This is a genomic window from Fluviicola taffensis DSM 16823 (assembly GCF_000194605.1).
GTDB classification, from domain to species: domain Bacteria; phylum Bacteroidota; class Bacteroidia; order Flavobacteriales_D; family Crocinitomicaceae; genus Fluviicola; species Fluviicola taffensis.
Window position 1 is genome coordinate 3,219,063 of the sequence record NC_015321.1, and the last position, 26,612, is coordinate 3,245,674.

General features: G+C 36.9%; 26 protein-coding genes and 1 riboswitch. Of the genes, 19 read left to right on the plus strand and 7 right to left on the minus strand.

Annotated features, from left to right (window positions below; all coding sequences use genetic code 11):
* Positions 1-13 precede the first annotated feature (13 nt).
* The gene (locus FLUTA_RS14010) at positions 14-1,195 is read right to left on the minus strand and encodes a WYL domain-containing protein (protein WP_013687544.1); all 1,182 of its coding nucleotides are present in this window, start codon (positions 1,193-1,195) and stop codon (positions 14-16) included.
* 360 nt (positions 1,196-1,555) lie between these two features.
* Between FLUTA_RS14010 and FLUTA_RS14015 the strand changes: the two genes are divergently transcribed.
* Positions 1,556-3,112 carry a reverse transcriptase domain-containing protein gene (locus tag FLUTA_RS14015; RefSeq protein ID WP_013687545.1) on the plus strand — a complete coding sequence of 519 codons (1,557 nt, stop codon included), beginning with the start codon at positions 1,556-1,558 and terminating at the stop codon, positions 3,110-3,112.
* A gap of 10 nt (positions 3,113-3,122) precedes the next feature.
* Here the strand turns inward: FLUTA_RS14015 and FLUTA_RS21185 are convergent, their stop codons facing one another.
* The gene (locus tag FLUTA_RS21185) at positions 3,123-4,316 is read right to left on the minus strand and encodes a restriction endonuclease subunit S (protein ID WP_013687546.1); all 1,194 of its coding nucleotides are present in this window, start codon (positions 4,314-4,316) and stop codon (positions 3,123-3,125) included.
* Positions 4,300-5,865, minus strand: a complete 1,566-nt coding sequence (locus tag FLUTA_RS14025) for a type I restriction-modification system subunit M (RefSeq protein WP_013687547.1) — start codon at positions 5,863-5,865, stop codon at positions 4,300-4,302. Before FLUTA_RS14025 ends, FLUTA_RS21185 begins: the two co-directional genes overlap by 17 nt.
* A 494-nt stretch (positions 5,866-6,359) precedes the next feature.
* Between FLUTA_RS14025 and FLUTA_RS14030 the strand changes: the two genes are divergently transcribed.
* Positions 6,360-7,112: an NYN domain-containing protein gene (locus FLUTA_RS14030; RefSeq protein WP_013687548.1), complete on the plus strand. Its 753-nt coding sequence runs from the start codon at positions 6,360-6,362 to the stop codon at positions 7,110-7,112.
* Positions 7,113-7,186: 74 nt separating this feature from the next.
* A complete protein-coding gene (locus tag FLUTA_RS14035) occupies positions 7,187-8,608 on the plus strand; it encodes a T9SS type A sorting domain-containing protein (RefSeq protein WP_013687549.1) in 1,422 nt (473 codons plus the stop codon).
* 544 nt (positions 8,609-9,152) lie between these two features.
* Here the strand turns inward: FLUTA_RS14035 and FLUTA_RS14045 are convergent.
* Positions 9,153-10,046, minus strand: a complete 894-nt coding sequence (locus FLUTA_RS14045) for a 3-hydroxybutyryl-CoA dehydrogenase (protein WP_013687550.1) — start codon at positions 10,044-10,046, stop codon at positions 9,153-9,155.
* Between the two features lie 171 nt (positions 10,047-10,217).
* Positions 10,218-10,314, plus strand: a riboswitch (TPP riboswitch).
* Between the two features lie 25 nt (positions 10,315-10,339).
* On the opposite strand from FLUTA_RS14045, the gene thiS reads away from it, so the two are divergent.
* The 8 genes from thiS (at position 10,340) to FLUTA_RS14085 (ending at position 17,197) form a co-directional block, all read left to right on the plus strand.
* Positions 10,340-10,555, plus strand: a complete 216-nt coding sequence (thiS, locus tag FLUTA_RS14050; RefSeq protein ID WP_013687551.1) for a sulfur carrier protein ThiS — start codon at positions 10,340-10,342, stop codon at positions 10,553-10,555.
* Positions 10,556-10,630: 75 nt separating this feature from the next.
* Positions 10,631-12,478, plus strand: a complete 1,848-nt coding sequence (gene thiC / locus FLUTA_RS14055; RefSeq protein ID WP_013687552.1) for a phosphomethylpyrimidine synthase ThiC — start codon at positions 10,631-10,633, stop codon at positions 12,476-12,478.
* Positions 12,478-13,101, plus strand: a complete 624-nt coding sequence (locus FLUTA_RS14060) for a thiamine phosphate synthase (protein WP_013687553.1) — start codon at positions 12,478-12,480, stop codon at positions 13,099-13,101. Before thiC ends, FLUTA_RS14060 begins: the two co-directional genes overlap by 1 nt.
* 23 nt (positions 13,102-13,124) lie before the next feature.
* On the plus strand, positions 13,125-13,883 hold the full coding sequence (locus FLUTA_RS14065) for a hydroxymethylpyrimidine/phosphomethylpyrimidine kinase (RefSeq protein ID WP_043023835.1): 759 nt from the start codon (positions 13,125-13,127) through the stop codon (positions 13,881-13,883).
* Positions 13,873-14,502 carry a thiamine phosphate synthase gene (gene thiE, locus FLUTA_RS14070; RefSeq protein ID WP_013687555.1) on the plus strand — a complete coding sequence of 210 codons (630 nt, stop codon included), beginning with the start codon at positions 13,873-13,875 and terminating at the stop codon, positions 14,500-14,502. Before FLUTA_RS14065 ends, thiE begins: the two co-directional genes overlap by 11 nt.
* A complete protein-coding gene (locus tag FLUTA_RS14075) occupies positions 14,495-15,259 on the plus strand; it encodes a thiazole synthase (RefSeq protein ID WP_013687556.1) in 765 nt (254 codons plus the stop codon). The genes thiE and FLUTA_RS14075 overlap by 8 nt, the downstream gene beginning before the upstream one ends.
* Positions 15,260-15,315: 56 nt before the next feature.
* Positions 15,316-16,494 carry a 2-iminoacetate synthase ThiH gene (gene thiH, locus FLUTA_RS14080; RefSeq protein ID WP_013687557.1) on the plus strand — a complete coding sequence of 393 codons (1,179 nt, stop codon included), beginning with the start codon at positions 15,316-15,318 and terminating at the stop codon, positions 16,492-16,494.
* Positions 16,487-17,197, plus strand: coding sequence for a HesA/MoeB/ThiF family protein (locus FLUTA_RS14085; protein ID WP_013687558.1), 711 nt, complete (start codon positions 16,487-16,489; stop codon positions 17,195-17,197). The genes thiH and FLUTA_RS14085 overlap by 8 nt, the downstream gene beginning before the upstream one ends.
* 54 nt (positions 17,198-17,251) lie before the next feature.
* On the opposite strand, the gene FLUTA_RS14090 is transcribed toward FLUTA_RS14085, so the two are convergent.
* Together FLUTA_RS14090 and FLUTA_RS14095 are read right to left on the minus strand one after the other, a co-directional pair.
* Positions 17,252-17,680 (minus strand): endonuclease domain-containing protein, encoded by a 429-nt coding sequence (locus FLUTA_RS14090; RefSeq protein ID WP_013687559.1) that lies wholly within the window; start codon positions 17,678-17,680, stop codon positions 17,252-17,254.
* Between the two features lie 154 nt (positions 17,681-17,834).
* Positions 17,835-18,302 (minus strand): YehS family protein, encoded by a 468-nt coding sequence (locus FLUTA_RS14095; protein ID WP_013687560.1) that lies wholly within the window; start codon positions 18,300-18,302, stop codon positions 17,835-17,837.
* Positions 18,303-18,362: 60 nt separating this feature from the next.
* Between FLUTA_RS14095 and FLUTA_RS14100 the strand changes: the two genes are divergently transcribed.
* The 3 genes from FLUTA_RS14100 (at position 18,363) to FLUTA_RS14110 (ending at position 20,990) form a co-directional block, all read left to right on the plus strand.
* Positions 18,363-18,767, plus strand: a complete 405-nt coding sequence (locus FLUTA_RS14100) for a hypothetical protein (protein WP_013687561.1) — start codon at positions 18,363-18,365, stop codon at positions 18,765-18,767.
* Between the two features lie 233 nt (positions 18,768-19,000).
* Positions 19,001-20,128, plus strand: coding sequence for a hypothetical protein (locus tag FLUTA_RS14105; protein ID WP_013687562.1), 1,128 nt, complete (start codon positions 19,001-19,003; stop codon positions 20,126-20,128).
* The gene (locus tag FLUTA_RS14110; RefSeq protein WP_013687563.1) at positions 20,115-20,990 is read left to right on the plus strand and encodes a mitochondrial pyruvate carrier family protein; all 876 of its coding nucleotides are present in this window, start codon (positions 20,115-20,117) and stop codon (positions 20,988-20,990) included. Before FLUTA_RS14105 ends, FLUTA_RS14110 begins: the two co-directional genes overlap by 14 nt.
* A 67-nt stretch (positions 20,991-21,057) precedes the next feature.
* Here FLUTA_RS14110 and FLUTA_RS14115 read toward each other — a convergent pair whose 3' ends face one another.
* Positions 21,058-23,355: a T9SS type B sorting domain-containing protein gene (locus FLUTA_RS14115; RefSeq protein ID WP_013687564.1), complete on the minus strand. Its 2,298-nt coding sequence runs from the start codon at positions 23,353-23,355 to the stop codon at positions 21,058-21,060.
* A 294-nt stretch (positions 23,356-23,649) separates the two neighbouring features.
* On the opposite strand from FLUTA_RS14115, the gene FLUTA_RS14120 reads away from it, so the two are divergent.
* The 5 genes from FLUTA_RS14120 to FLUTA_RS14140 are packed head-to-tail and all read left to right on the plus strand — an operon-like array spanning position 23,650 to position 26,598.
* Positions 23,650-24,153: an RNA polymerase sigma factor gene (locus FLUTA_RS14120; RefSeq protein ID WP_013687565.1), complete on the plus strand. Its 504-nt coding sequence runs from the start codon at positions 23,650-23,652 to the stop codon at positions 24,151-24,153.
* Between the two features lie 18 nt (positions 24,154-24,171).
* Positions 24,172-24,444 (plus strand): hypothetical protein, encoded by a 273-nt coding sequence (locus tag FLUTA_RS14125; protein WP_043023836.1) that lies wholly within the window; start codon positions 24,172-24,174, stop codon positions 24,442-24,444.
* On the plus strand, positions 24,441-24,887 hold the full coding sequence (locus FLUTA_RS14130) for a hypothetical protein (protein WP_013687567.1): 447 nt from the start codon (positions 24,441-24,443) through the stop codon (positions 24,885-24,887). The genes FLUTA_RS14125 and FLUTA_RS14130 overlap by 4 nt, the downstream gene beginning before the upstream one ends.
* Complete coding sequence (locus FLUTA_RS14135) at positions 24,884-25,555, plus strand: MbnP family protein (RefSeq protein ID WP_013687568.1); 672 nt, start codon at positions 24,884-24,886, stop codon at positions 25,553-25,555. Before FLUTA_RS14130 ends, FLUTA_RS14135 begins: the two co-directional genes overlap by 4 nt.
* A 2-nt stretch (positions 25,556-25,557) precedes the next feature.
* Positions 25,558-26,598 (plus strand): cytochrome-c peroxidase, encoded by a 1,041-nt coding sequence (locus tag FLUTA_RS14140; protein WP_013687569.1) that lies wholly within the window; start codon positions 25,558-25,560, stop codon positions 26,596-26,598.
* Positions 26,599-26,612 lie beyond the last annotated feature (14 nt).

The following is a 26,612-nucleotide window of genomic DNA, read 5'->3' on the forward strand; positions in this document are numbered from 1 at the left end:
TATAGAACATTCGTTACAAGTAAATGGAATTTAAAAAAGTATTCAGTTGTACCTCTTCAATTGTGCGAATAGACAGAATTCGATCACTTCTAAATTCTCTTTCAGCTTCTCGATAAAAACAATGAGCATTTAAGTAATATGTTTGTTTGGATATAGTTGGATCTTCATTTTCAACTGGATTACTAACCTTTTTGACTTGTATATATCTCGAAATCACTTGGTCTTTCAAATTACGATATACAATTTTGATATTTGAATCTTTTAAAATTTCAGAGTTCAATTTGATAAAGCTTGGAGAATCTATTACTTTATGCTCTCCATCCACCTCATGCATTCCTGGATAATATTTGCTGTCTTCTAAATTGATTTCAAAGAAATCAACGATTAAATCCATCCAAATAAATTCATTCTTTTTTAATAACTCATTCCAAAAAATCAATTGATAACGGCCGGCAAAAATATGCACGCTCTGTGGTTTTCCAAAATACTTTGCATCTTGCAATTCAATAATAACTAAAGATTTTGAAATTATGAATTTTGAAATTATTTCGAGGTGTGATTCAATTTCAGTAATGTCAATTTTTTGAAGGCATTCTATTGGGATCAATTGTTCTGAAAACTTATCTAATTCGGTGTTGAAAAACTTACACTTCACCAGTTTTTCTGATTTTTCACGTTTTTTTTGCCCGTTATGTGGATCAATTAACGATTCTTTTTTGTCAATAGCTGAAAATCCTGCCACTTGCAGTGCTGGTGATGTAAAGGTTAACAATGGCTTTCCTGTTTTTTGTTTTTCACCATCATTAAATGATTTGGTTTTCCTTGCCTCTTCATCTACTGTTTTAAAACGTACTGTATCACCCCATTTAATACTTAATGAGTCGACATTTAAGTGAACAGTATGATCCGAAGCGCCGTATACTTTTAATTCATTTTCACTAAACCAGTTTTCCTCAAATTTCATCGTTTTATTTGAGAAATAAGTGCATTTGTATTTATTCTTTCCTTTCTGTTGAATTTTCTCTTCACCTGTTTCTTCGTCTAGTTCAGCCTGAGTAGCATATAACACTTCAATAACAACCATTAAAGGAGTTGTAAAATGTTCTATTCCTCCAAGACTTAGAAAATGATGATTAGCTATGTGAATAAGGCTATTTGATTTTAAAGAAACAACAGTCCCAAGTGTGATTTTCATAAGTTAGATTTTTAAAAGAATAAATATAACTTAAAATGTTTACATTTGAGTGCAGCCCTCGGGAAGAAACGCTTGGCAAGAACCAATTGGTGACTTCGGTCATGTACCTGTTAAGGGAAAAAGATTGTCCAATAAAGTCTGGCACATGACCGCCTTAATAGCGTTCAGTCCAATCTTTAGCAGACATTGCAAGATAATAGATATTATTGTATTAATCAAGGTTATTATCATCTTTATTATATATTTATTTATTCCATCTTGAATATTGAAATTAAAGTGACTCAAGAATTTGAGTGCCGGTTCGAATCGTAAGATGTATGTTTCTGTTATCCATTACTAGGGCTGCTTTTTAATTTTTTTATGGAACTACCTGATTGGTTTAAAATAAAAGGATATTACCACATTTCACCGCAAACTAGTGGATCATGGAAAGATTATAGTAAAATTGAAGCAAAGTTGAAATCTAAGGAATTTGTCGCCAATTACGCATTTTATCCATTATTACATACTATTATAGATGAACGAAAGTTCAAGAAAATCCCGAATGAAACTTCCAAAAGAGCACACAGTTTTGTTGATGAGAATGGGGTGATTAAAAAAAATGTAAAAAAAAGACCTTTACATTATGCTAATCATTTTGATGCACTTATTATGGCATATTATGCCGAAAAATTGCAGGAAAAATATGATGAACAATTAAAAAAGAATCTTGAACTCGATAAAAGTGTAACTGCTTATCGTAAAATACCAGTAGATGACACACCAGACAAAAACAAAGGAAACATTCATTTTGCAAAGGAAGTATTTGATGAAATAAAAATGAGAGTATGTGATTCTGGTGACACCATTGTTATGGCATTCGATATTAAAAGCTTCTTTTCTACCTTGAATCATGGGTTTCTTTATAAGAAATGGGCAGAACTAATTAACGAGAAAGATCTACCAGCCGATCATTTGAATGTATTTAAGGCAGCAACAAAATTCAGTTTTATATACAAGAATGATTTAAAAAGATTAGGTAAAGGTCCACAAAGAAAATACGATGAAAAGCGTCTAGCCGAAATCCGAAACAAAAACGGATTTAGAGCTTATTTTGAATCACCGAAGGATTTTCGAACGAGTGTAAAAAAAGGTGAAATTCATATTTTCCAAAATAACTTTAAGAATGAAGCAGGTGAACAAGTCGGTATTCCTCAAGGTCTTCCGATTTCCGCACTATTGGCTAATCTGTATCTCTTGGATTTTGATAAAACTATTATTCAAAAATTAGTCGACCAAAAAAGATGCTATTACAGAAGGTATTCTGATGACATTATCGTAATATGTAGTCCCGAACAAACGGAATTAGTTAATCAGGTTGTGACGGAGGAAATGAAACGACAAGAAGTTATCATTAGTACTGAAAAAACCGAAGTGTTTAGATTTCAAAATACAAACACAGGTATTTCGGTATTTAAAAAAAGTGGAGAGGAATGGATAAAAAATCAACCGCTAAACTATTTAGGCTTTGAGTTTTATGGCACAAAAACTCTCATTAAATCAACGAATATTTCGAAGTTTTATCGTCGCATGATTTATGCAGTTAAAAACAAATCAAAATTAGCGTTGAAAATTGCGGAGAAAGAAGGTGATAAACCAATTTTATTCAAAAGACAACTCTATAGAATTTATCGTAATGTTGATTTGGATCATCATTCAGCAAAAAAGAATTTTCTCCGTTTTGAAAAACGAGATACTGGTGAGTTTCAAATGATTTCGGATAAATCAAAAAAGAAACCTTCAGGAAACTATTTCACATATGCTGAACGTGCAGCCGAAATAATGGATGAACCGGCAATAATAAAACAAGTTCGAAACGAAAAGAAGATATTTAATCAAGCTTTAGATAAGTACTTTCATTCTAAAAGAAAGAAATAGACAATCCTTTTTACATTGTTTCTTCAACTTTAGTCATTTTGGAAAGAAGTAATTCATTAAAGCGAAACAATAATTTTGTTTGATCTGTTGAATACATAATTTGATTAAATAATGGTTTGATCAATTTATTAAATTCAACAAGGACGGACTTGCCAGGCTTCAATAATTCTATTGACATCAAATTATTCTGATTAATTTTTGGTTGTGCCGCTCCGGTTACTAAATGTGAGGCATTGATAAATGACAAACCTAATTTTATAAATTCTGTGGAGTATGGATTAATTCCTTTTAATATATGCGCATGATTGTTCAACCAGAATTTACCCCAGACATATTGGGTGGCAGGTCGACCAAATTCATCAACAACATTTGCACCATCCTCAGAAACCAATAGAAACACCCCGTCATATATGTATGAATCAATATAATCAATGATTGACATTGCCCCGAAATATGGATAAACTCCTTTTTTTGTGCCTCTTTGAATTCCTGATAATGGTTTTCTCAAATTATCAAGACATTCACAAAAATTATCTAAAGTCTTCACTTCCCACCCCCGTGGAATCTCCTTCTCCAACTCCTCACACCATACCATTTTGCCGCCAGAAGATTTATACGGCTTTCCGTTTTCATACGGAAATTCAAACTCCACAAACCATTGCTTGTAAATAGCCTGCGCCGTTTCTTCCAATTTTTGAATCAGTTGTTCATTCAATGAAATGCGGTTTACGATCGTGTTGTATTCCCGAACTATTTCGCGTTGCTTTTCGATGTTTGGAACTGGAAGTTCAGTTTCACTCATTTCAGTCCAATCGAATATCTCACGTGCGCTCCCATGGGATTTAAAACGTGCATAGCGATCAAATTCAGGTCTTCTAAACCACATCATCAAATATTCAGGATCCAATTCATTAAAATCTTTTATTTCAAAAACTGTGTAGGCTTGAGAAACTATTGCCTCGTCAAGATCATCAAGAATTGCGATTGAAATTTTATCACCATTTCTCGAAGTTACAGGGCCGTATGCAAACTGTTTTTTTCGAATCAACTTATACGTTGACATGTCTGTTCCAATAATATTAGCAATTGAAGGCATAAAGCATTTCTTAATACTTACTCCCAGTAATTTATGTCCACTCAAACTGCTATTCCGTTGATTTACAATCTGAATATATGGACCCAATTTTTTATAATTTGATCCCATATCCTAATTCTTTGAACACATTCATTAAATCCTTTTTAGAACTTTCTTCTGCTTTTAATAACTCGGTAAATTCTGCTTGCAAACTTTTCATTTTGTCATCGAAATCAATGTTTTCATCACGATTGACGAATTCGATGTATTTACTAGGAACTAAAGAATAATCTTTAGATTTTACATTTTCTAAAGTTGCTGAATAACAGTACTCAGGAATGTCTTTGTAGTTGGAGTTTTTTTGTTGCCATGTGTGATATGTTCCAGCAATTTCTTTGATATGGTCTTCTGAAAATTGAGTAAACTTCTTTTCAAAAGGTTCGCCTATTTCACGTAAATCCATGAACAAGATTTCATCTTTCCGATTTCGGTAATTTCTTGTTTCATCCGGGTGTTTTACAACTCGTTCTGTTTTGTTATTATTCAGAATCCAAAGCGTTACACTAATATCTGTGGTGTAAAACATACTTCTAGGCAAAATAACTACTGCCTCCACAACACCATTCTCAATTAACTTTTTGCGGATCTTGTATTCTTCACCACCACCAGAAAGGGCGCCGTTTGCCAAGATAAAACCAGCTACTCCATTTTCAGAGAGTTTACTTGCCATGTTCAAGATCCAAGCGTAATTCGCATTACTTGTTGGGGGTAGATCATAACCTTTCCAACGAGGATCATCTGTTAATTCATCACTTGCCCGCCAGTCTTTTTGGTTAAACGGAGGATTCGCCATGATGAAATCGGCCTTCAAATCTGGGTGTTGGTCTTTGGCAAAGGTGTCGGCAGCAACAGCACCTAGGTTGGCCGAGATTCCACGAATAGCCAGGTTCATTTTTGCCAGTTTGTAAGTCGTGTTCGTGTATTCTTGTCCGTAAATGGAAATGTCTTTGGTGTTTCCATGATGGCTTTGAATAAATTTCATGGATTGTACGAACATACCACCAGAACCACAAGCCGGGTCATAGATCACTCCTTTGTAAGGTTCAATCATTTCAGCAATCAGGTTTACAATACTTTTTGGCGTATAGAATTCACCTTTTCCTTTTCCTTCTGCCAATGCGAATTTACTGAGGAAGTATTCGTACACACGCCCAACAATGTCTTGTTGTTTGTCTTTGAGCGTATCAATATTGTTGATGGTATCGAGTAGGGCAGCCAACTTGCTCACGTCCATGTTTAAGCGTGAGAAGTAGTTGTCGGGCAAAGCACCTTTTAATGACGCATTGTTTTTTTCTACGGTATGGAGTGCGGTATCGATCTTTAAAGAGATGTCGTTTTGTTTTGCATTGGCAATGATGTAACTCCAACGGCTTTCTTCTGCCAAGAAGAACACATTCTTCATGTTGTAGAATTCTGGCATCTCCAAGTATTTGTCTTTTCCTTCAGCAACCAATTCCTGACGGCGCTCTTCAAATTTATCGGAAGTAAACTTCAAGAAGATAAGCGCAAGCACCACGTGTTTGTATTCAGAAGATTCTACCGTTCCACGTAGTTTATTAGCTGAATCCCAAAGGGTTTCTTCGATGGATTTGGTGTTTTTTGCCGTTTGTTTTGCCATTGTAATTTTGTTCTATTTTATGCCTTTATGCAAGTTTTGAAAGTAAGTGTCTTTTTCTTCGCAGATACACGTTTTGATTAATTTTTTTCAACAAATTTAGTTGGTGTTCCTGCTATTAGGATGGTTTTATTTATCTCGGAAAGGTGTTTTTTAAGAACTGTTTTTTGAAATAATGGCATTACGGAGTTGTTTTGTTGTAAAGTTAAAAATTCAGTTTTCTTCCTTCTAGTTCTATTTGGAGTCTTTTCGCAGATTTACTAACAGTTAATGAACATAAAAGATCCTTCGTATTTCACCCGATTATAGAGCGACTTTTGTACTAATTCTTAACATTTAAAATGAATCCTATCTTTTCAATTCTCCAATCTAATGTTTTCCCTTTGATAATTCACTCATTGATAATTCATATTTCTTTTTCCTATCTTGTACACTATTCAATTCGTTTTTCTAAAGATTAAGAATAACAACGAAGCAGAATACCTAAAATGAATACAATGAACGAACAAAAAATGGCAGTCTTAATTGATGCCGATAATGTACCCTATTCCAGTATCAAAGAAATGTTGGAAGAAGTGGCTAAAACAGGAACTCCAACCATTAAACGAATTTATGCCGATTGGACAAAGCCCAATGCAAATGGATGGAAAGGCGTTCTTCTTGAAAATGCAATTACTCCCATTCAACAATACAGCTATACCAGTGGAAAAAATTCGAGTGATAGTGCGCTAATCATCGATGCGATGGATATTTTGTATTCCCAACAAGTAGATGGTTTTTGCATTGTTTCATCCGATAGCGATTTCACACGTTTAGCTACTCGTTTACGCGAATCAGGTAAGAAAGTAATGGGAATTGGCGAGAAGAAAACACCGCTTCCTTTTATTACTGCGTGCGATAAATTTGTGTACATCGAAATTTTGAAGCCCAAACCAATTCCTTCTAAAACCGAAACCAAACAAAAGCTAAATAAGAAGGAAAAAGAACCGCTACCAATGAATAAAGTGGATGTGAGTTTGGTCAACTTACTGAAGAAAAGTGTGAGTGATTTAGCAGATGATACAGGCTGGACATTCTTGGGTGAATTGGGGAACTTTTTGCAGAAAAAACAACGCGATTTTGATCCTAGAAATTACGGGTTTCAAAAACTTTTACCACTCATCAAAAGCACCGACGAATTTGAAATCGATATCCGAGAAACAGCCAATAAAAACACGAAGCATATTTTTGTGAAATTGCGAAACGAATAAAATGATGTACGGACAAGTCGCGACTTGTCCGTACATCATTTTATTGTAACTTGCCTAAAATAAACCTACTAACTATGAGATTCCTCTATCTTCTAAGTCTTCTCATTTTTTCCTGTAATGTTTCCGCTCAAAACGAAGTGAGTACGCTTTATTTTGGAACTACGCTTTTGGATTTTCGTCATCAGCCGCCATTAGTGCTTAGTAATCAGGCAAAAGAGTCGCTTGAATGTGCTGCTTCTATTTGTGATCCGCAGGGAAATCTCCTGTTTTATAGTAACGGCGGAGTTTCTCCTACAGCTACACAGTACCAGGGCGGAGTTTTTTCTCCCAATCATTCGTATTTGCAAAACGGAAATTTCACTGATTCAGGTGGCTGTGTAAGCAGTTTTCAAGGCGCAATTGCACTACCTGATCCGGAAGGAATTACTCCTACAAATCGTAAATATTATTTGTTTACCAAAGATTGTCTCGAAAGCACTTTCTCCGGAAATCAATACAATTCGGGATTAACCTATTCGATCATCGATATGAATGCAAATAGCGGGCAAGGAGCAGTCATTTCAAGATACAACGTCTTGGTTCCATATCACATTATTTCCGGACATAAATCAAATTATGAACCTGTAACGGCAGTTTTAGATTCCGATGGTGAGGCTAAAAAGTCGGGAGAAGCAGGTTATTGGTTGTTTTCTTACACGGATGATTCCTTGTATCACATTCACTTTGGAGTTGGTGGCTTTAATCAGTTTCAGAAATTAGTAGGCGGAGAAGGAGCATTGGTTGTGTCGCCCAATAGACGTTTTATGACTGTTGGAAATGCGCTGTACGATCTAGATCCGGTATTGGGAACCGTTCAGTTTCGCGCAGCATTGGGGAGCAGTGTCCAAGCTGCCTTTTCGCCCGATGGAACGAAATTGTATCTTATTTCAGGAACGACACTCAAACAATATGATTTGGAACAGGCAAATGTGCTTGCTACCGTGCAGAATATTGCATCGGTAAATACAAATTCAAAAATCATACTCGCTCCTTCAAAACGGATTTTGATTTATCAAGAATCGGTTAGTTTTATTGATGGAGAAATTGTTTGTCCAAATAACTTAGGAGTTGCTTGCGGATTGGATCCTGCAAATATTTCACTTGGTGGAGGAATATCTCCTTCATCTGAAAAACCCAATATTCCTGCTCATTATTTGTATGGTACGACTACCAATTGTCATTTGGGAATAGAGCAGGAGCAAGAGAATAGTTTCTCTGTATTCCCCAATCCTTCCAATGGAAATTTTGTGGTGCAGCTGAATGCTACTTCAACAAATAAATTGACATTAAGTATTGTCGATTTAGCGGGAAGAATTGTTCGTACAGAACAAATTTCGGAGCTGTCTGAAAAGAATCAGATCGAAGTTCATGTATCTAATCTTCAAAAAGGGAATTATTTCTTGGTTCTTGATTCAGAAGAAGGTTTGCCAGTAACAAAGGTGTTTTTGATTGAATAGAATCACTAGTGTCCGATAAACTAAATTTAAATCATTAGAACAGTATTTAATACATGTGTTTAAATTGATTTTCTAAATCAGCGGCTTACTTTTCGTACAATTGATTTTGCTTTTTTTCTGAAAATCGTTACTGCGGACAAAATCCCAATTACACTGCTGAGAAATTGAAATCTCGAAGCTAAAATCATCAACTATACTAAAATTGGTGTTTTGAAAGAAAAAGCCTTCCATTTCTGTTACTGAACTAGGAAAGTGGTTTCCATTTGAGGTCCTGACCTCGCCTTTCCTAAGGTCAGTCAGAAAGGGAATGCTGCCTGAATGCCGTAATTGGGTTAAGGCGTTTTTGCTTACTACCTTAGCATTTGACTTTTTGTGAAAGTCATGCTTCGTCTTCATGAGCAGTGCTCATTCTTTCTGCCTTGGAAAAAAGTAAGAGAAGATTGTTGTAGTGATGCGGTTTTTATCAGTAAAAATGATTTAGAAGAGAATAAAAAAATGGCGGAAAGAGTATTTCCGCCATTCATATCATAATCAAGATTTCGATTTATTTTTTCGCAAAATTCGGAGCAACGATTAAATCCTTTGTTCCGTGATTCCACGAATAGAATCCTTCTCCTGTTTTTATTCCCTTTTTACCTGCAGTTACCATATTTACCAATAACGGACACGGTGCGTATTTCGGATTTCCGAAACCAGTGTGCAATACTTCCAAAATTGCCAAGCAAACATCCAATCCAATAAAATCAGCTAATTGCAAAGGCCCCATTGGATGAGCCATTCCCAATTTCATCACCGTATCGATTTCTTCCACTCCAGCAACTCCTTCATACAAGGTATAGATTGCTTCGTTAATCATTGGCATCAAAATTCTGTTTGCTACAAATCCGGGGTAATCGTTTACTTCAACTGGAACTTTATTCAATTTCTTGGAAGTTTCCATGATCAAGTTTGTCACTTCATCTGTGGTAGAATATCCACGAATAATCTCTACCAATTTCATCACCGGAACTGGATTCATGAAGTGCATTCCAATTACTTTTTCTGGTCTATTTGTAACAGAAGCAATTTTTGTAATCGAAATAGAAGAAGTATTGGAAGCTAAAATTACATTTTCAGCAGTCAAAGTATCCAATTGCTTGAAAATGTTCAATTTCAAATCTACATTTTCAGTTGCAGCTTCAACTACTAATTCTACTCCTTTTACGCCTTCTTCCATGGAAGTAAAGGTGGTAATGTTCGCCAATGTTGCTGCTTTGTCTGCTTCCGTGATAGCTTCTTTCGCAACCTGACGATCCAAGTTTTTGGTAATTGTTGCGATTCCTTTATCCAATGAAGCCTGTGCTACATCGATTAAGGATACTTTATATCCAAATTGTGCAAAAGTGTGGGCAATTCCATTTCCCATCGTTCCTGCTCCAATAACTGCTACGTTTTTCATGAAGTGAGTTCTTTGTTTTTCAAATGCGACGCTTGGGCTTTAGCTTCAGCGGCGGCTCAAAGATAATAAAAGAGTTATTGAATCTGATAGACAATTTTAACGAATCATTTTTTCTTTTCTCGATTAACTCTTGTATCTTTGTACCATCGCTGAAGCTAAGGCACAAGCGATACCAAACTTTAGGGGTGACAGTCAGCCGACTGTCTGAGAAATACCCTTTGAACCTGATTTGGTTGGCACCAACGTAGGGAAAAGTTCAGATGATCTCTTTTTGGTCATTCCTAAAGTAATTAATGCGTAACGGAATGACAATAACAATCAATAACAAGGAAGTTGAAGTCGTAGCAAATAGAATGCTGCAACAAATCGTGTTTGACCAAATTGGCGAGAACTCGAAAGGAATCGCTGTGGCTGTTAATGGACAGGTAATTCCGAAAGATTTGTGGGTAGAAAAGAATGTGAAAGAAAATGATGATATTTTAATAATTAAAGCAACACAGGGAGGGTGATTCTTTGCTCCCCCTTTGGAGGGGGATTAAGGGGGAGGAAAAACGAAATTTAAAACAAGAAATTCAGTTTAAAATATGAAAAAATCAGATCAAACACCAAAAGAAGGAAGCCTTACGATAGGTGCTATTTCAGGATCAAAGAAGGTCTACGTATCTGGAAAAATCCACGATATTAAAGTTGCAATGCGTGAAATTACATTGACACCAACAAAACATGCAAACGGTAGAGTTGAAGAGAATTTCCCTGTTACGGTTTATGATACAGGTGGCGCTTACACAGATGATACTGCTGTAATTGATGTGAAGAAAGGATTGCCGCGTTTGCGTGAGCAATGGATTTTAGATCGTGGAGATGTAGAGGAATTAACAGACGTAAGTTCTGATTACGGAAAAGAACGTAAAAACGATGAGAAATTAGATGAATTGCGTTTCGAACACATTAGTAAACCATTGCGTGCGAAAGCTGGGATGAATGTTTCTCAGTTATACTATGCAAAACAAGGAATCATTACTCCAGAAATGGAATACATCGCCATTCGTGAAAACCAACGATTTGATGAGTTGAAACTGCAATTGAATGGACAATATGAAGCCTTGACTGCTCAGCATGAAGGTGAAAGTTTTGGAGCGAATACACCAAAAGGGTTTATTACTCCGGAGTTTGTTCGGGATGAAATCGCTGCTGGACGTGCAATTATTCCGAATAATATCAATCACCCAGAGTCTGAACCAATGATTATTGGTCGTAACTTCTTGGTGAAAATCAATGCAAACATCGGGAACTCGGCTGTTACTTCGTCTATTGAGGAAGAAGTAGAAAAAGCAGTATGGGCTTGCCGCTGGGGAGCAGATACGATTATGGATTTGTCAACAGGTAAAAATATTCACGAAACGCGCGAGTGGATTATTCGCAATTCGCCAGTTCCAATTGGTACCGTTCCAATTTACCAAGCTTTGGAAAAAGTGAACGGAGTTGCTGAAGATTTGACGTGGGAGATTTTCCGTGATACATTGATTGAACAAGCGGAGCAAGGAGTTTCTTACTTCACCATTCACGCAGGAGTTTTGTTGCGTTACATTCCACTGACAGCAAAACGTGTTACAGGGATCGTTTCTCGTGGTGGTTCTATCATGGCGAAATGGTGCTTGTCTCACCACAAAGAAAATTTCTTATACACACACTTCGAAGATATTTGTGAAATCATGAAAGCGTATGACGTAGCATTCTCATTGGGAGATGGTTTGCGTCCGGGATCTTTGGCAGATGCAAATGATGCAGCTCAATTTGGTGAATTAGAAACCTTGGGCGAATTGACGAAAATTGCTTGGAAACATGATATTCAAGTCATGATTGAAGGTCCAGGTCACGTTCCAATGCACATGATTAAAGAAAATATGGACAAACAGTTGAAAGAATGTAACGATGCACCTTTCTACACACTTGGACCATTGACGACGGATATCGCTCCAGGTTATGACCACATTACATCTGCAATTGGTGCGGCAATGATTGGTTGGTTTGGAACAGCTATGTTGTGTTACGTTACTCCGAAAGAACACCTTGGTTTACCAAATCGCAAAGATGTGAAAGATGGAGTTATCACGTATAAATTGGCTGCTCATGCTGCCGATTTGGCAAAAGGACATCCAGGTTCTCAGTACCGTGACAATGCATTGAGTAAAGCACGTTTTGAATTCCGTTGGGAAGATCAGTTCAACTTGTCTTTGGATCCAGATACCGCTCGTGAATTCCACGATGAAACATTGCCTGCAGAAGGTGCAAAAGTTGCCCACTTCTGTTCGATGTGCGGACCGAAATTCTGCTCCATGAAAATCACACAAGATATTCGTGATGCTGCTGAATCAGGAATGTTTGAGAAATCGGAAGAATTTAAGACAAAAGGAAGTCAAATTTATTCATAATGCTCATCGTCATTTCCGATAGCGATTTTAGACCGGATGAAGCAGTGATTGTGAATGAATTGTTTCAAGCTGGTTTGGATTTGTTTCACATTCGAAAATATGGAGCAAGTGAAGAGGCGTTATTGAAATTAGTTGATTCGATTGATGCCAAAAATTACTCCAAGTTGGTTTTACATCATGACCATGAATGGGGCAAAAGTATCGGTTTAAATCGGTTTCATTATTCAGAAAAAGATCGAAAAACGTGGTACGAAGAGGATTGGAAAGGAATGAATTCAGAATGTATTTATTCTACTTCTGTTCACAGTGTAGAAGAGTACAACGAGTTAGCGAATCATTTCTCTTACGCCTTCCTTAGTCCTGTTTTTGATAGTATTTCGAAATCGGATTACAAAGCAGTGAAATTTGATTTTTCAAAACGCCAGAATAAAGAAACAAAATTGATTGGTTTAGGAGGAATTCAAGCCGATAATGTGAATCAAGCAATCCAAATGGGATTTGATGGAGCAGCATTATTAGGTGCAATTTGGAATAATCCCAATCCGATTAATGAATGGAAATTGTGCAGGGACGTGATTTCCCAATTCCCCCTTCGGAGGGGGATAAAGGGGGAGGAAGTTTAAGAGCGATTAATTTTAAAAAAACAATGAAATACAAACATCCCATAGTTTTGAGTATTGCTGGTTTCGACCCAACGGGTGGAGCTGGTGTGCTTTCGGATGCGAAAACATTTGAACAACACGGATGTTTGGGAATGGGTGTGTTAACAGGAAATACGATTCAAACAGAAATCGAATTTATTTCGGTCGATTGGTTTGAAAAACAAACAATCATCACTCAGTTGAATCCAATTTTAGCCAATTACGATATTTCAGCAGTGAAAATTGGAATTGTGGAGAATCTAGACGTTTTATCCGATATTTTGTCGCTGGTAAAAATAGCATTTCCTTCGGCTTCAATCGTGTGGGATCCTGTTTTAGCAGCTTCATCAGGATTCGTATTACATGATAGTTGGAATGATGAATCGTTGAAACGTATTTTAGCAATGATTGATTTAATAACTCCAAACGTATTAGAAGTAAAGCGAATCACAGGGATTGAAGATGAAATTGAAGCAGCATTTCAATTGGCTAAATCCACTCATGTATTGCTGAAAGGCGGACACAGCTCCATGCGATTGGGTGTCGACTTGCTGTTTGGAGAAGGAGTTCCCAGAGAAATACCTGCGAGATTAGACCCGAAATTGTGTTTTCAAAAACATGGATCCGGTTGTATTCTTTCAGCTGTAATTGCCTCTAATTTGGCTCTTGGAAAACCGCTTTTTGAAGCTTGTCAAGAGGCAAAATACTACATAGAAAAAAGACTTTCAAGTAACGAACATTTATTAGCTTACCATGTTGAGTAGAATCCATTATATATCTCACGGAGAAACCGTTGAAGAGCAGAAAAAGAACATTTTGGATGCTTTGGAAGCTGGGTGTAAAATGATACAGGTTCGTTTCAAAAATGGATCTAGAACACAGATTTTGGATGTAGCAAGACAGGTTCGCGTTTGGTGTACATATGGAAATGCACTTTTAATCATCAATGATTCCATTGAAATTGCTAGAGAAGTAAATGCAGATGGTGTTCATTTGGGTTTAACGGATACTTCGGTGGCAGATGCTCGAAAATTATTGGGACCGACTAAAATTATTGGTGGTACGGCAAATACCTTGGAAGATGTTTTACAACGAATCAATGAAAAATGCGATTATGTAGGATTAGGCCCATTGCGATTTACATCCACAAAAGAGAAATTGAGTCCGCTTTTAGGCTTTGAAGGATATCAACGGGTAGCGAAAGAACTAGAAATGCTTGGATTATCCATTCCAATTTATGCCATTGGTGGAATTGTTCGAAACGATGTAGAGTTATTGAAAAAAATAGGAGTTTATGGAATCGCTGTTTCTGGGATGATTTCCAATTCAGCAGATAAAATGACTTTAGTAAGTGAAATTGAACAAACATTGAGTTATGCTTAAAATAGGAGATAAAGAATTTATATCACGCTTGTTTTTAGGGACAGGGAAATTTGGTTCCTCGGAGAAAATGGAAGAAGCAATTTTGGCTTCTGGTTCTGAGTTGGTAACCGTGGCGTTGAAACGGGTTGATTTAGAAACAGAAACAGACGATTTATTGGCTCACTTGAAACATCCAAGAATCAATTTATTGCCAAATACCTCGGGAGCGAGAAATGCCAAAGAAGCTGTTTTTGCAGCACAATTGGCAAGAGATGCCATGGAAACGAATTGGTTGAAATTGGAAATTCATCCAGATCCAAAGTATTTACTTCCAGATCCGATCGAAACCTTAAAAGCAACGGAAGAATTGGCCAAATTGGGTTTTATCGTTTTGCCATACATTCATGCGGATCCCGTTTTGTGTAAACGCTTGGAAGATGTTGGAACAGCAGCTGTAATGCCTTTGGGAGCGCCTATTGGAACAAATAAAGGATTAAGAACGGTTGATTTTCTCGAAATAATCATCGAGCAAAGTCGCGTTCCTGTCATAGTAGATGCTGGAATTGGGGCTCCATCTCATGCCGCTTATGCGATGGAATTGGGTGCAGATGCCGTTTTAGTAAATACTGCAATTGCTGTGGCAAAGAATCCAGCACAAATGGCTTTGGCTTTTAAAATGGCTGTTGAATCGGGTAGAATGGCTTACGAAGCTGGCTTGGGAATGGTTTCGAGTTCAGCAAATGCTTCGAGTCCATTGACAGGTTTTTTGAATATGTGACAGGGACGCGATGCCTCGCGTACCCACATATTTCAAAAACAATATAAAATACAGACATGGATTTTAAATCACTTTTTCAAAACACCAATTGGGATGAAACCAAAGCATCCATCTACGCCAAAACAGCTGTGGATGTGGAGCGCGCTTTAAATGCTTCCAAAAGAAATTTAGAGGATTTTAAAGCATTGATTTCTCCTGCTGCAGCACCTTATTTGGAGCAAATGGCACAAATGAGTCACGAGCTCACTAAAAAACGATTTGGAAAGACCATTCAACTCTATGCTCCCATGTATTTGAGCAATGAATGCAACAATATTTGTACTTACTGCGGATTTAGTTTCGACAATAAAATTCTTCGTAAAACATTGACTGATGAAGAGATTCTGCAAGAAGTAGCTTTTCTCAAGTCAAAAGGGTTTAACCATGTGTTATTGGTAACGGGTGAAGCGAATCGTACGGTTCATGTTCCTTACTTCAAGCATACCATGGATTTGATTCGTTCTCAATTTGCAAATATTTCCATAGAAGTTCAGCCTTTAGAAACGAATGAATATCAAGAATTGCATGAAGCTGGAGTATATTCTGTGTTGGTTTACCAAGAAACGTATCATCAAGAGGTTTACAAAGCTTATCACCCAAAAGGAAAGAAATCCAACTTTGAATACCGCTTGGATACTCCAGATCGTTGCGGAACAGCCGAAATTCATAAAATTGGATTAGGAGTTTTATTAGGCTTGGAAGATTGGAGGACAGATTCTTTCTACTGTGCATTGCATTTGGATTACTTGCAGAAAGCTTATTGGAAATCCAAGTATTCGATTTCATTTCCAAGAATGCGTCCAGCAGAAGGAATTATTGAGCCAAATGTGATTGTTGGCGACAAAGAATTGGTGCAATTGATTTGTGCTTATCGCTTATTGAATGAAGACGTTGAATTATCGATTTCAACCAGAGAATCTGAGCATTTTAGAAACAATGTGATTCCATTAGGAGTTACTACAATGAGTGCAGAATCCAAAACAAATCCAGGAGGATATGTTGTTGAACCAGAATCTTTGGAGCAATTTGAAATCTCGGATGAGCGTTCGGTGGAGGAAATCGCAGCTTTGATTCGTAAAAACGGATACGAAGCCGTTTGGAAAGACTGGGATAGGAGCTTCATTTCTTCCCCCTTTGGAGGGGGACAGAGGGGGAGGACTGATGATTTGATTGTTGAAAGGGATAATCATGTTTAATCCAAACGAAGCAAAACGCTATTCGAAGCAAACCATTCTCGATGAGGTGGGTTTACTTGGACAAGCAAAACTCAAAAATGCCCGAGTTGTAGTCATTGGTGCAGGTGGTTTGGGGTGCCCAATCATTCAATATTTGGCGAGTTGTGGAGTAGGAACAATTGGAATCGTAGATTTTGATGTCATTGAACATTCAAACCTACACCGACAAATTTTGTATACGCCCCAAGATGTTGGGAGAAAGAAAGCAGATGTAGCTAAGGTAAAAGCTTTGGCTCAAAATCCAGATACAGTAATTGAAATCTTTGATTCCGCTTTGAACACGGATAATGCGGAATTCATTCTCTCTCAATTTGATTTAGTAATTGATGGTTGTGACAATTTTCTGACGAGATATACCGTAAATGATGTTTGCGTAGAACTCAATAGGCCATTGATTTACGGCAGTATTCTAGGGTTTCAAGGTCAATTGGCCGTTTTCAATGTGAATGGAAGTAAAAATCTAAGAGATTTATTTCCAGAACCACCAAACGCAGAAGATGTTCCCAATTGCTCGGATAATGGCGTTTTGGGCGTTGTTCCAGGTGTGATTGGCACTTTGATGGCAAATGAGGCTTTGAAGTGTATTTTGGGTCTTGAAATCAATTTAAATACCTTTCATGTTTTCGATTTGTTGAGCTTGGAAATGACGAAGCTGAGGTATTAGTCTTTGTTTCCACCCTTGAGAAGAATTGAATGTGCCACCTCCCTTAATCCCTCCTCAAGGAGGGAAACTACAATCTGCTTCTCCCCTTGAGGGGAGATCGAGAGGGGTGGCTGATCGTAAAACATGTATAACATGTCTAACCCGTTCAGAAACCACATCCAAGTTATTAATCACATCTCCTTCCGTAAATCGTATCAAAGTATAGCCTAACGAAATCAACTTATCTTCACGATATCTGTCATATTCCCCTTTATTCAAATGAGAATTTCCATCGATTTCTATTATCAGTCCAATTTCTGGTGCGAAGAAGTCAACTATGAAATTATAAATGGATCGTTGTCTTAAAAACCTTTCTCCTGTTTGTTTTCTCGATAAAAGCCCTTTCCAAATATACTTTTCAGCCTTTGAAACGCTTTCGGTTCTTAGTTCTCGAGCAAACTCTTTTAGTCTAGGGTTGTAGTGATTGTGGTCAAATCTTTTCATACTTTAATTTAGACAAAAAAAAGTTTGAATTGCAAAAAAAGATGAGTGATTATTTCACGACCCCACTCAATCTCCCCTCGAGGAGGGAGACTAAATTAATTTCCTCCCTTGAGGGATCGAGGAGGGTGTCAGTAAAATAGGTATGTGGTGTTACTTACTTCTGATTCTTATAACTCTCCAACTGCAATCCTCTTAAGAAATTACGCAAAAATTGATCGCCACAAATGCGGTAATGCGCATGTTTTGGATCTCTAAAAAAAGCATTCAATTCAGGTTTTCCAATACGGATATCTGCTTTTTTTAATGTTTCAATGATATCATCATCTTTGAAGTTTAAGGCTATGCGCAATTTTCTGAAAATAATATTGTTAGTTAGTTTTTCTTCAGCGATAGGAATTTTACCATCTTGCAAACCTCTTCGTTCAACAATAAATCCGTTTAAAAGTGCAGCCAAAGGTTGATCTGGCATTTCTTTGAAGCCCTCATACTGCTCTTGTTTCATCCAAGCAAAAATATCCAAAGGAGAAACAATGAATTCAACCGATTTGAAAAGATTTCCAATTTTTTCTTCATCCCATTGGTAAATTTTGCGAAGCTTGTAAAAGATGTAATTGTTTTCCATGTAGCAAAGTTACCAAATTTAAAGTATCTTTCATTTACCGAATTGAATCCGCTTGTAAGAATGAAAGGAACTCTTCTAATTATCACCTGTATAGTCTCTTTTGTGAGTAATTCACAGCAAGTATTTGTTGATTATGTTGTTCAAATTCCTTCTGTTAATCAACAGGTTTTGGATACTGCAATAAGGTATGGGAAAAATATCTCACCAACTTATGAAAGCGCAGTCTGTACCGAATTTATTATCGGAGTACTCGGACATTTTATGGAGCTAACATCAGAGGATACGATTAATATTCGAATTGATCAACCAAGAGCAAATTTAAAGGAGGTTTATCAGCAGATTGAAAACGGATCACCTTATCCAAAAGGAGTTGTTCATGCGCTTGTTTCTAAAGGGAAAGGAACTGAAATTACGGATGTAAAATCAAGTTTTACCAGGCGATTTTGTACAGTTTTGGTACCGTAATTCCTGGGGACACTGTGGTATTGTCTCAAAAATGGATGTAGCGAACAAAGTCATGTGGCTGCATTCATCTTATCCAAGCACAAATGGGTATGGGATTCAACCTTTCCCTATGCCAGATTATTGCCATTTTGTGCGATTAAAAGATTAATCCTCCTAACTAATTGATTTTTATTTGCTAATTAGAATCAACTTCATTGAATCCGATGTACTTTTGCACCAAATTCGAATAGAAAGTGAAACGATTCTTTAAAAGTAAATGGTTTAAAATACCATTCTTCACCCTAACTTTTGCATTTGCTGCAATTGGTTTCTTTTTAACAGTTTCTTACGCTGCCATTCAATTTGGATGGACGAAAGAAGGTGGGATTGTTGATTCAAACAACCGCTACTTTCAAGAAATGCAGGATAAATACAATCAAGATTTCAAAGTTGATAGCGCAACTATGGTTCAAAAACGTTATGAAGCAATGGAGCGGATTATTGTGTTGAATGAATATTATCCAAAAAATGCAGAATACATTCTTTCTGTCCTTCAAAATGGAACAGATAGCTATGAAGTGATTCGGATGTTGGATGCGGTCGATTTACAGCTAAAGGATAATAAAACCTACCAAAAAGCGCTTTCCAAAATTAAGTTCAATTCCAAAAGAGTTAAAGAAATAAGTGCTTCAAGCGCTTTTGAGTGGATGAATATTGCAGAATGGAAGACTTTTAAAGAGGCAGTTGCCAAGGATAAAAAACTAATCGATTCTGTTGCTAAGCAGACAGGGGTTGAAGGAAGATTGATCGTTTCGTGTTTGGTGGGCGAGCAAATTCGCTTATTTAATTCTTCTCGTGAAGCGTATAAAAAATGGATTGGGCCGTTGAAAGTTCTTTCTGTGGAATCGCAATTTTCGTTTGGTGTTACTGGAATTAAGGAACACACTGCAAAAAATATTGAACATCATTTGAAAGATCCAAGTAGTATTTATTATTTAGGTTCTCAGTATGAAGGTTTATTGGATTTTCAAGGGCAAGATACTGCAACGATTAATAAAGAGCGCATTGATCGATTAACGGACTTCCACAATCATTACTATTCTTACATGTATGCAGCTTTGTTTTTAAAGCAAGTAAAAGTGCAATGGGAAAAAGCAGGTTATCCCATTGATAAACGGCCTGAAATTTTGGCTACATTGTTTAATGTAGGATATCCACAATCCAAACCAAAGTCGAATCCACGAGTGGGAGGTTCAACAATCAAAATTCATGAAACGCCTTATTCTTTTGGAGCAATTGCTTACCAGTTCTATTATTCTGGAGAGCTTTTTGAGTTGTTTCCTTTTGAAAAAAAGAAGTTTGATTGGAATGAGAGGGTGTAGTCTTGTAATCCTTTTGTTAATAACGGGTTTTACAACTAGCGTTTTTGGGCAAGATGCAACTGATACGCTCTATAAACGACCTAAAGACACCATGGATTTCGTGGTAACTTGGAAGAAAATCGGAAATGGGGTTCAGTTTTGCGAAACAGATGCTCCGTTGAAATCTACTATTGGAGATTCTAAGTTGACGATTTTAAAAATCGATCCGAAACAAGTGGAATTTGATTTGTTTACCGCTTCTGCAATGGATAGTATTTCAAGACCTGTTAATTTTTGGGCAGATACCATGAATCTCAGTATCGTTTTCAACGCAGGGATGTATGATTTGGCAAAACCACTCATTAGTCGTGGATTATTGAAAAGCGGAGATCACCACAATCAATTTTCCTATAAAGAAGGCTGGAATGTGATGTTCGCAATGAATCCCTTAGATTCTGCAAATGCAAATAATGCTGTCGTTTATGATATGCAATGCATTCCATTCGACTCCATTCAACATAAATATCAGAGTTTCGCCCAAGGATTGCGGATGCTTGATTGTTCGGGGAATCCGATGAATTGGAAGAAAAATCAATCGTGCAGTATGCTCGTTTGTGCACATGATGATCAGGAAAATTTAATTGTTATTTTCAATCGCTCTCCATTTTCTCAGAATCAACTAATCGGGTTTATGAAGCAATTTCCAACTCCACTGCACAATGCTATTTATATGGAAGGCGGACCAGAAACGAGTTTGTATATCAGTATTGGAGATTTTTGTTTGCAGAAGGTTGGAAGTTACGTTTCAGGGACTTATCCAAAAGATACCAATGAAACTTTCTGGCGATTACCCAATGTAATAGGGATACGAGTAAAGAAATGAGCCTATAAAAAAGCGTAGCAATTTAGTAAAATTACTAACAGCTAAACTGATGTGTTTCGGCCGTTTCTTATTTAATAACCGTCACAAAACCATGATACTTCGTATTCACGCCATTGTTATTTGTAACGACAAATACATACGTGTAAACTCCATCAGGCACAAGGAATCCTTCTTTTGTTTTACCATCCCAACTTAAATCATCTTCGTGAAATTCTTTGATCAAATTCCCCCAGCGATTTACGATAAATCCTTCATCTAGAAAACCTCCCATAATACTGATTGAGAAGAAATCATTGACGTTATCATTGTTCGGAGTAAATACATTTGGAATGAATACCGCGTAGTCTTCAATCGTACAATCTGTAAAAAGTATTTGAGCAGTGTGAGTTGTTGGACAACCATTTCCATCCAAAATATTCGTCACTATATTATCTGGTTGTAAATACCATGTTCCTTGAAATTCAATGGAATCGCCAATACAAGTACTTAGGTTTTGAGAGGTTGGATTTACTGTAAAGATTGAAAGATTTAACGTGTGTGTACTATCACATCCATTTTGATCGGTAGTAACAAATGGGTAAGAACCAGCGACAGTCAAGTTTTGACCATTGAACAGGTAGCTGTCTCCAGGGCAAATACTTTGAGCTTCATTTGTTGTTTGCGGAGTACATCCAGTTACAATAATTGTTTGACAATCTTGTGAAGCACATGCTCCTGCACCTACTGAATAACAAATTTGATACGTTCCAGCTCCAGCCGTTTGAGGATTGAATATTCCAGAATTGGAGATACATGTCCCGCAATTTGCTGTCCAAGTTCCGCCATTGCTTGCTGCTACAAATTGAACAGGAGCATCTGTTGTTGAGAAAGGTCCTGTTGTTTGGATTGTTGCATTTTGAATAGGTGTTCCAGCTGAAATAGTTCCTGATGCATTTCCTGTACATCCATTTTGATCGGTAACAATTACAGAATAGGTTCCTGGACACTTATTTGAAATGTTAGCAAAAGTTCCATTATCAGACCAAAGGTATGCGTAAGGTCCAGTTCCTCCTGAAGCGCTTCCAGTCAAGCCACCGTCACAAGCTCCAGCACATGTTTCGTTTGCTGAAGTTACCGCAACATTGATTGGGCTTGTTCCATTTGAAACCGTTGTTTGAGCACTTCCTGTACAGCCGTTCTGATCTGTTACCTGAACAGTATAGGTTGCAGGACATAAATTGGAAATAGTTGCTGAAGAAGCACTATTCGACCATAGAATCGTAAAAGGTGCTGTTCCTCCCGTGATAGTTGTAGACGCAGTTCCATTACATAAAGTCTGACAGGTTTCATTCGTTGAAGTTGCTTGAACGGATAACGTACTTGCAGAATTTGTAACAGTAGCTTGAGCTGTCATAGAACAACCTCCAGCATCTGTTACAGTTACAGTATATGTTCCAGCGCACAATGTCGTAAGATTCGCAGTAGAAGCTCCATTTGACCATGAATAAGTGTAAGGAGTAGTTCCACCTGAAACGGTTGTACTTGCAGTTCCGCTACAGGTTGCTCCACAACCTGTAGGTGTTGCACTTGTAGTAACTTGAATATTTGTTGTTATGCCACATTGCGGATTCATAGAACCAATCCATGCACTATTTGCAGTATTATTTGCAGCTCCTGGTGTTTCGTTTGTACCAACATTTCCAGATGTCCAGTTTGCTTGAGTTGCAGGGTTGTTGTTGGTGTTATTTGTCATAGAGAATACTTTGCTTCCAGCCGCTCCTGAGAAATAGATGATAGTATTTGTATTGTTTCCTCCCCAGCTTACTGAATGAGAGGGAGTTGTTGCTGTAATACTTGATCGTATTTGAAAAGAATCACCACCATTTGCCATTCCCAATTGTGACCAATTTCCACCTCCAATTGTCCAGCCTGCACTTGCAGGATAGGTTGCTACTGAATTCGTAGGACTTGTCGTTTGTCCTTCTAGTAAATTAGAGTTTACAGGGATAATCAAACGGCAGTTACCATCTGTCATACTTACATCATCTGTTGGAATAGCTGGATTACGTTCATTATCATTGTAAATAACAATCATTGTTCCTTGTGGAATACAACTCCAGAATGTACTGTTTGCAAAACGAATAGCTCCTGGTGCAATTCCATTTCCACTTCCTGCGGCAAAGTATCCGTTATTATCGTCTAGAACGATGCCTCTTAGATCGATACATGGAGTAGGAGTTTGACAACTTGGTGTTCCAATAACCAATAATTCAACGTATTCTTCAGTTCCGCTTCCTTGGGAAACTTCATTGATAATTAATTGTTGAGAATAAGATTGAAATGAAATAACTAAGATAAAACTAGCAATTACGTGAAGAGAACGCATTGTTTGAATGAAAAAAAACTCTAATTGAACTTGGTTTCAACAAAGAATCAACGGATCAGTGTATCAAGGATTACAAATTCAATTTTTCAGGGCAAAGATAGAGCGAATTAGTTAATTTTTTGAGTAAGGAATGTTATTAAATGATTATGAATGGATCTTAGGATTTTAAGATGTCAGGATTTTAGGACAGGGAATGAGGTAAATCAAGTCTTGATGTCTTAAAATCTTATTATCCTAAAATCTAAATTAAACTTTTGGTATCATTACATCTCTTAAGATTGCTCGAAAACGGATATGACACTAGAACTACTGTATGAAAAATATGCCAAACAGGTTTTTAACCTCGCATTGCAGTATGTTCAAAATGTGAATGATGCAGAGGAAATTACGCAAGATGTTTTCTTGGCTGCTCACAACTCATTGGATAAATTTCGGAATGAATCAAGTCAGAGCACCTGGCTTTATCGGATTACAATCAATAAATCATTGGATTTTCTAAAGGCAAAAAAACGAAAAAAACGGTTTTTCTGGTTTACCAATGAACTTTCCGAAAATGATTCCATTGAATTAAATCACCCAGGTGTTTTGATAGACAATAAAGAAGAAACCACATTTATTTTTTCATGCATCAATCAATTATCAGATAATCAAAAAACAGCATTGATTTTAAATAAAATTGAACAAATATCTATTCCCGAAATTGCTGAGATTATGAATCTCAATCCAAAAGCTGTTGAGTCATTGGTCCAAAGGGCAAAAGGAAATTTGGAGAAATTATTGAAAGAAAGAAGGAGTTAAGAAGAAATGTCGTCTAATATGAAAACAACAAATGAAATGAATAACTTGGATGAAAAGCTGCGTCAGATTCAAAAGGTGGAACCCTCTCCTTTTTTATTTACGCGCATCCAAGCGAAATTGGAGGGAAAGCTTTCCTTGAGAGTATCTAGGAAAATGGCGTTGGCAAGTGTAATTGGTCTTTTTGCATTGATTGCGATTAATAGTTGGATTTTAAATAAAGCCCAAAACAAACAATCAGATAATTTGCTCCAACAAATGAATTTAATCGAATCTCAACAAATCTACAGATGAAAAAGGAGCGATTTTATCAATTGATCATACTTACGTTGATTTTAATTAACGGACTGCTTGTCTTTAGGATGTTTGGAGGAAAGGAAAGACATCCTCATCCGTTTGATGGACCTAGAAATCAAATTATAGAGCGGTTGCATTTTACTCCTGCTCAGGTCAAAAAATACGATCTGTTGATTCGAGAACACCAGAAGGGAATTCGTGGGGAAGAAGCTATTTTGATTCAAACCAAAAACGAATTGTATTCCAATCTGGATGGTCCATATAACGATTCAATCATTCTTCAAATAAACCAAATTCAACAAAATATAGAACAGATTCATTTGAAACACTTTAAGGATATTGAACAATTATGCACAAGTGATCAAAAAGTCTATTTCAAAGAATTACAGAAAGAAATCGCCCAATTATTTACCCGAAGAATGAAACCAAAAAGACCATGAGAATAGGACTTGTTATCGTTCTTTGGATAAGCAGTTTTAATCTGAATGCTCAGGTGAAAGTCGAATTTCAGTTGTGTTACAAAGAACAATTAGTTCATTTGAATGATACAATCATCAATCCGCTCACTCAGGATGAATGGGTGTTAAATACTTTCAAATTCTATGTCTCTGATTTTGAAATTTTAAACGAAAAACAAGAATCTATTTCTTCCGATTTAACTCGTTTTCATTTAGTTGATTTCGAAAATACACAAAGTACGAGTTGGAATTTGAAGGATAAACAAAATAATAGGGAGGTCATTCGGTTCGGATTTGGAATTGATAGCTTAACCAATGTTTCAGGAGCTTTTGGAGGCGGATTAGATCCTGTTAACGGGATGTATTGGACTTGGCAAAGCGGTTATATCAATTGTAAGATAGAAGGCTATTCGTCTAAATCCGGCGCTAAAGATCATTCCTTTGAATACCATTTGGGAGGTTATTCTGGGAAACAAAATGCATTTCGAACTATTCTTCTTCCAGTTAAAACAGCTGATAGTTTAGTTGTTCAATTGGATTTAGAACATTTTTTGAATAGTACCAACTTTCAAGAAGTACATCACATTATGTCTCCATCACAAAGCTCATTGAATTTTGTTGAGTTGTTAAGTAAGAGTTTTAAATTGTAAACATGAAGAAGGTAGAATATGCTTGTTTACTTCTTTTTACTCTTATTATGAGTTCCTTTCTCTTTGTGAAGATTTTTGAGTTTCCAGCATCTTGGCCAAAACCTATTTATGATTTTAAAAAAAATCCGCTGGATGAATCGAAAATTGAATTGGGAAGAGCATTATTTTACGATCCGATTTTATCTCTAGACAGCAGTATTTCCTGTGCGAGTTGTCATTCTTCTTATGTTGCCTTCACGCATGTGGATCACAAACTGAGTCATGGAATCTCTGATCGGATTGGAACGAGAAATACCCCTGCGTTGATGAATTTAGCTTGGCAAACAACCTTCATGTGGGACGGAGCAGTGAATCATTTGGATATGCAGGCGCTTGCTCCAATTAGTCATTCAGATGAAATGGGAAGTGACATTAAAGTGGTTGTGCAAAAACTTCAGCGAGTACCATTTTATCAGCATTTGTTTGAAAAAGCTTACGGAACGGATAAAATTACTGGAGAGCGGGTCTTAAAATCACTTTCGCAGTTTATGTTGACGCTCGTCAGTTGCAATTCGAAATACGATAAAGTGAAGCGGAATGAAGCTGCTTTTTCAGATCAAGAGAACCGCGGTTACAGTTTATTCAAGCAACATTGTGCTGGTTGTCATTCAGAACCTCTTTTCACAAGCCATAAATTTGCGAATAATGGGTTGACGATTGACACATCTTTGAATGATTTGGGAAGAATGAAGCAAACTGGAAGTTCATCAGATTCCTTGTGTTTTAAAATTCCAACTTTAAGAAACGCAGAATACTCATTCCCATACATGCATGATGGGCGTTTCAAGAAACTTTCAGAAGTATTAAATCACTACGATTCAGGTATACAATCATCCAAAAGTTTAGCAAAAGAGCTTCAGAAAAGTTTCCATTTAACTTCTCAAAACAAAGTAGATTTGATTGCTTTTTTACTTACACTTTCTGATCGGGATTTTGTCATGAATCAAAAAAGTGCCTATCCGAAAGAACTATTTTCTACCCGAGCGAAGGAATCGATTAAATAGGTCGTCTAACCAAT

Coding starts and splice junctions, on each gene's coding strand:
- FLUTA_RS14045 (WP_013687550.1), bottom strand. CDS start 10,046: ATGAAAAACGTAGCAGTTATTGGAGCAGGAACGATGGGAAATGGAATT.
- FLUTA_RS21185 (WP_013687546.1), bottom strand. CDS start 4,316: ATGGGATCAAATTATAAAAAATTGGGTCCATATATTCAGATTGTAAAT.
- FLUTA_RS14090 (WP_013687559.1), bottom strand. CDS start 17,680: ATGAAAAGATTTGACCACAATCACTACAACCCTAGACTAAAAGAGTTT.
- FLUTA_RS14125 (WP_043023836.1), top strand. CDS start 24,172: ATGAAAACAACAAATGAAATGAATAACTTGGATGAAAAGCTGCGTCAG.
- FLUTA_RS14110 (WP_013687563.1), top strand. CDS start 20,115: ATGAGAGGGTGTAGTCTTGTAATCCTTTTGTTAATAACGGGTTTTACA.
- FLUTA_RS14115 (WP_013687564.1), bottom strand. CDS start 23,355: ATGCGTTCTCTTCACGTAATTGCTAGTTTTATCTTAGTTATTTCATTT.
- FLUTA_RS14065 (WP_043023835.1), top strand. CDS start 13,125: ATGAAATACAAACATCCCATAGTTTTGAGTATTGCTGGTTTCGACCCA.
- FLUTA_RS14025 (WP_013687547.1), bottom strand. CDS start 5,865: ATGGCAAAACAAACGGCAAAAAACACCAAATCCATCGAAGAAACCCTT.
- FLUTA_RS14015 (WP_013687545.1), top strand. CDS start 1,556: ATGGAACTACCTGATTGGTTTAAAATAAAAGGATATTACCACATTTCA.
- FLUTA_RS14085 (WP_013687558.1), top strand. CDS start 16,487: ATGTTTAATCCAAACGAAGCAAAACGCTATTCGAAGCAAACCATTCTC.
- thiH (WP_013687557.1), top strand. CDS start 15,316: ATGGATTTTAAATCACTTTTTCAAAACACCAATTGGGATGAAACCAAA.
- FLUTA_RS14135 (WP_013687568.1), top strand. CDS start 24,884: ATGAGAATAGGACTTGTTATCGTTCTTTGGATAAGCAGTTTTAATCTG.
- FLUTA_RS14035 (WP_013687549.1), top strand. CDS start 7,187: ATGAGATTCCTCTATCTTCTAAGTCTTCTCATTTTTTCCTGTAATGTT.
- FLUTA_RS14140 (WP_013687569.1), top strand. CDS start 25,558: ATGAAGAAGGTAGAATATGCTTGTTTACTTCTTTTTACTCTTATTATG.
- FLUTA_RS14030 (WP_013687548.1), top strand. CDS start 6,360: ATGAACGAACAAAAAATGGCAGTCTTAATTGATGCCGATAATGTACCC.
- FLUTA_RS14130 (WP_013687567.1), top strand. CDS start 24,441: ATGAAAAAGGAGCGATTTTATCAATTGATCATACTTACGTTGATTTTA.
- thiS (WP_013687551.1), top strand. CDS start 10,340: ATGCGTAACGGAATGACAATAACAATCAATAACAAGGAAGTTGAAGTC.
- FLUTA_RS14010 (WP_013687544.1), bottom strand. CDS start 1,195: ATGAAAATCACACTTGGGACTGTTGTTTCTTTAAAATCAAATAGCCTT.
- FLUTA_RS14120 (WP_013687565.1), top strand. CDS start 23,650: ATGACACTAGAACTACTGTATGAAAAATATGCCAAACAGGTTTTTAAC.
- FLUTA_RS14095 (WP_013687560.1), bottom strand. CDS start 18,302: ATGGAAAACAATTACATCTTTTACAAGCTTCGCAAAATTTACCAATGG.
- FLUTA_RS14100 (WP_013687561.1), top strand. CDS start 18,363: ATGAAAGGAACTCTTCTAATTATCACCTGTATAGTCTCTTTTGTGAGT.
- thiE (WP_013687555.1), top strand. CDS start 13,873: ATGTTGAGTAGAATCCATTATATATCTCACGGAGAAACCGTTGAAGAG.
- FLUTA_RS14075 (WP_013687556.1), top strand. CDS start 14,495: ATGCTTAAAATAGGAGATAAAGAATTTATATCACGCTTGTTTTTAGGG.
- thiC (WP_013687552.1), top strand. CDS start 10,631: ATGAAAAAATCAGATCAAACACCAAAAGAAGGAAGCCTTACGATAGGT.
- FLUTA_RS14060 (WP_013687553.1), top strand. CDS start 12,478: ATGCTCATCGTCATTTCCGATAGCGATTTTAGACCGGATGAAGCAGTG.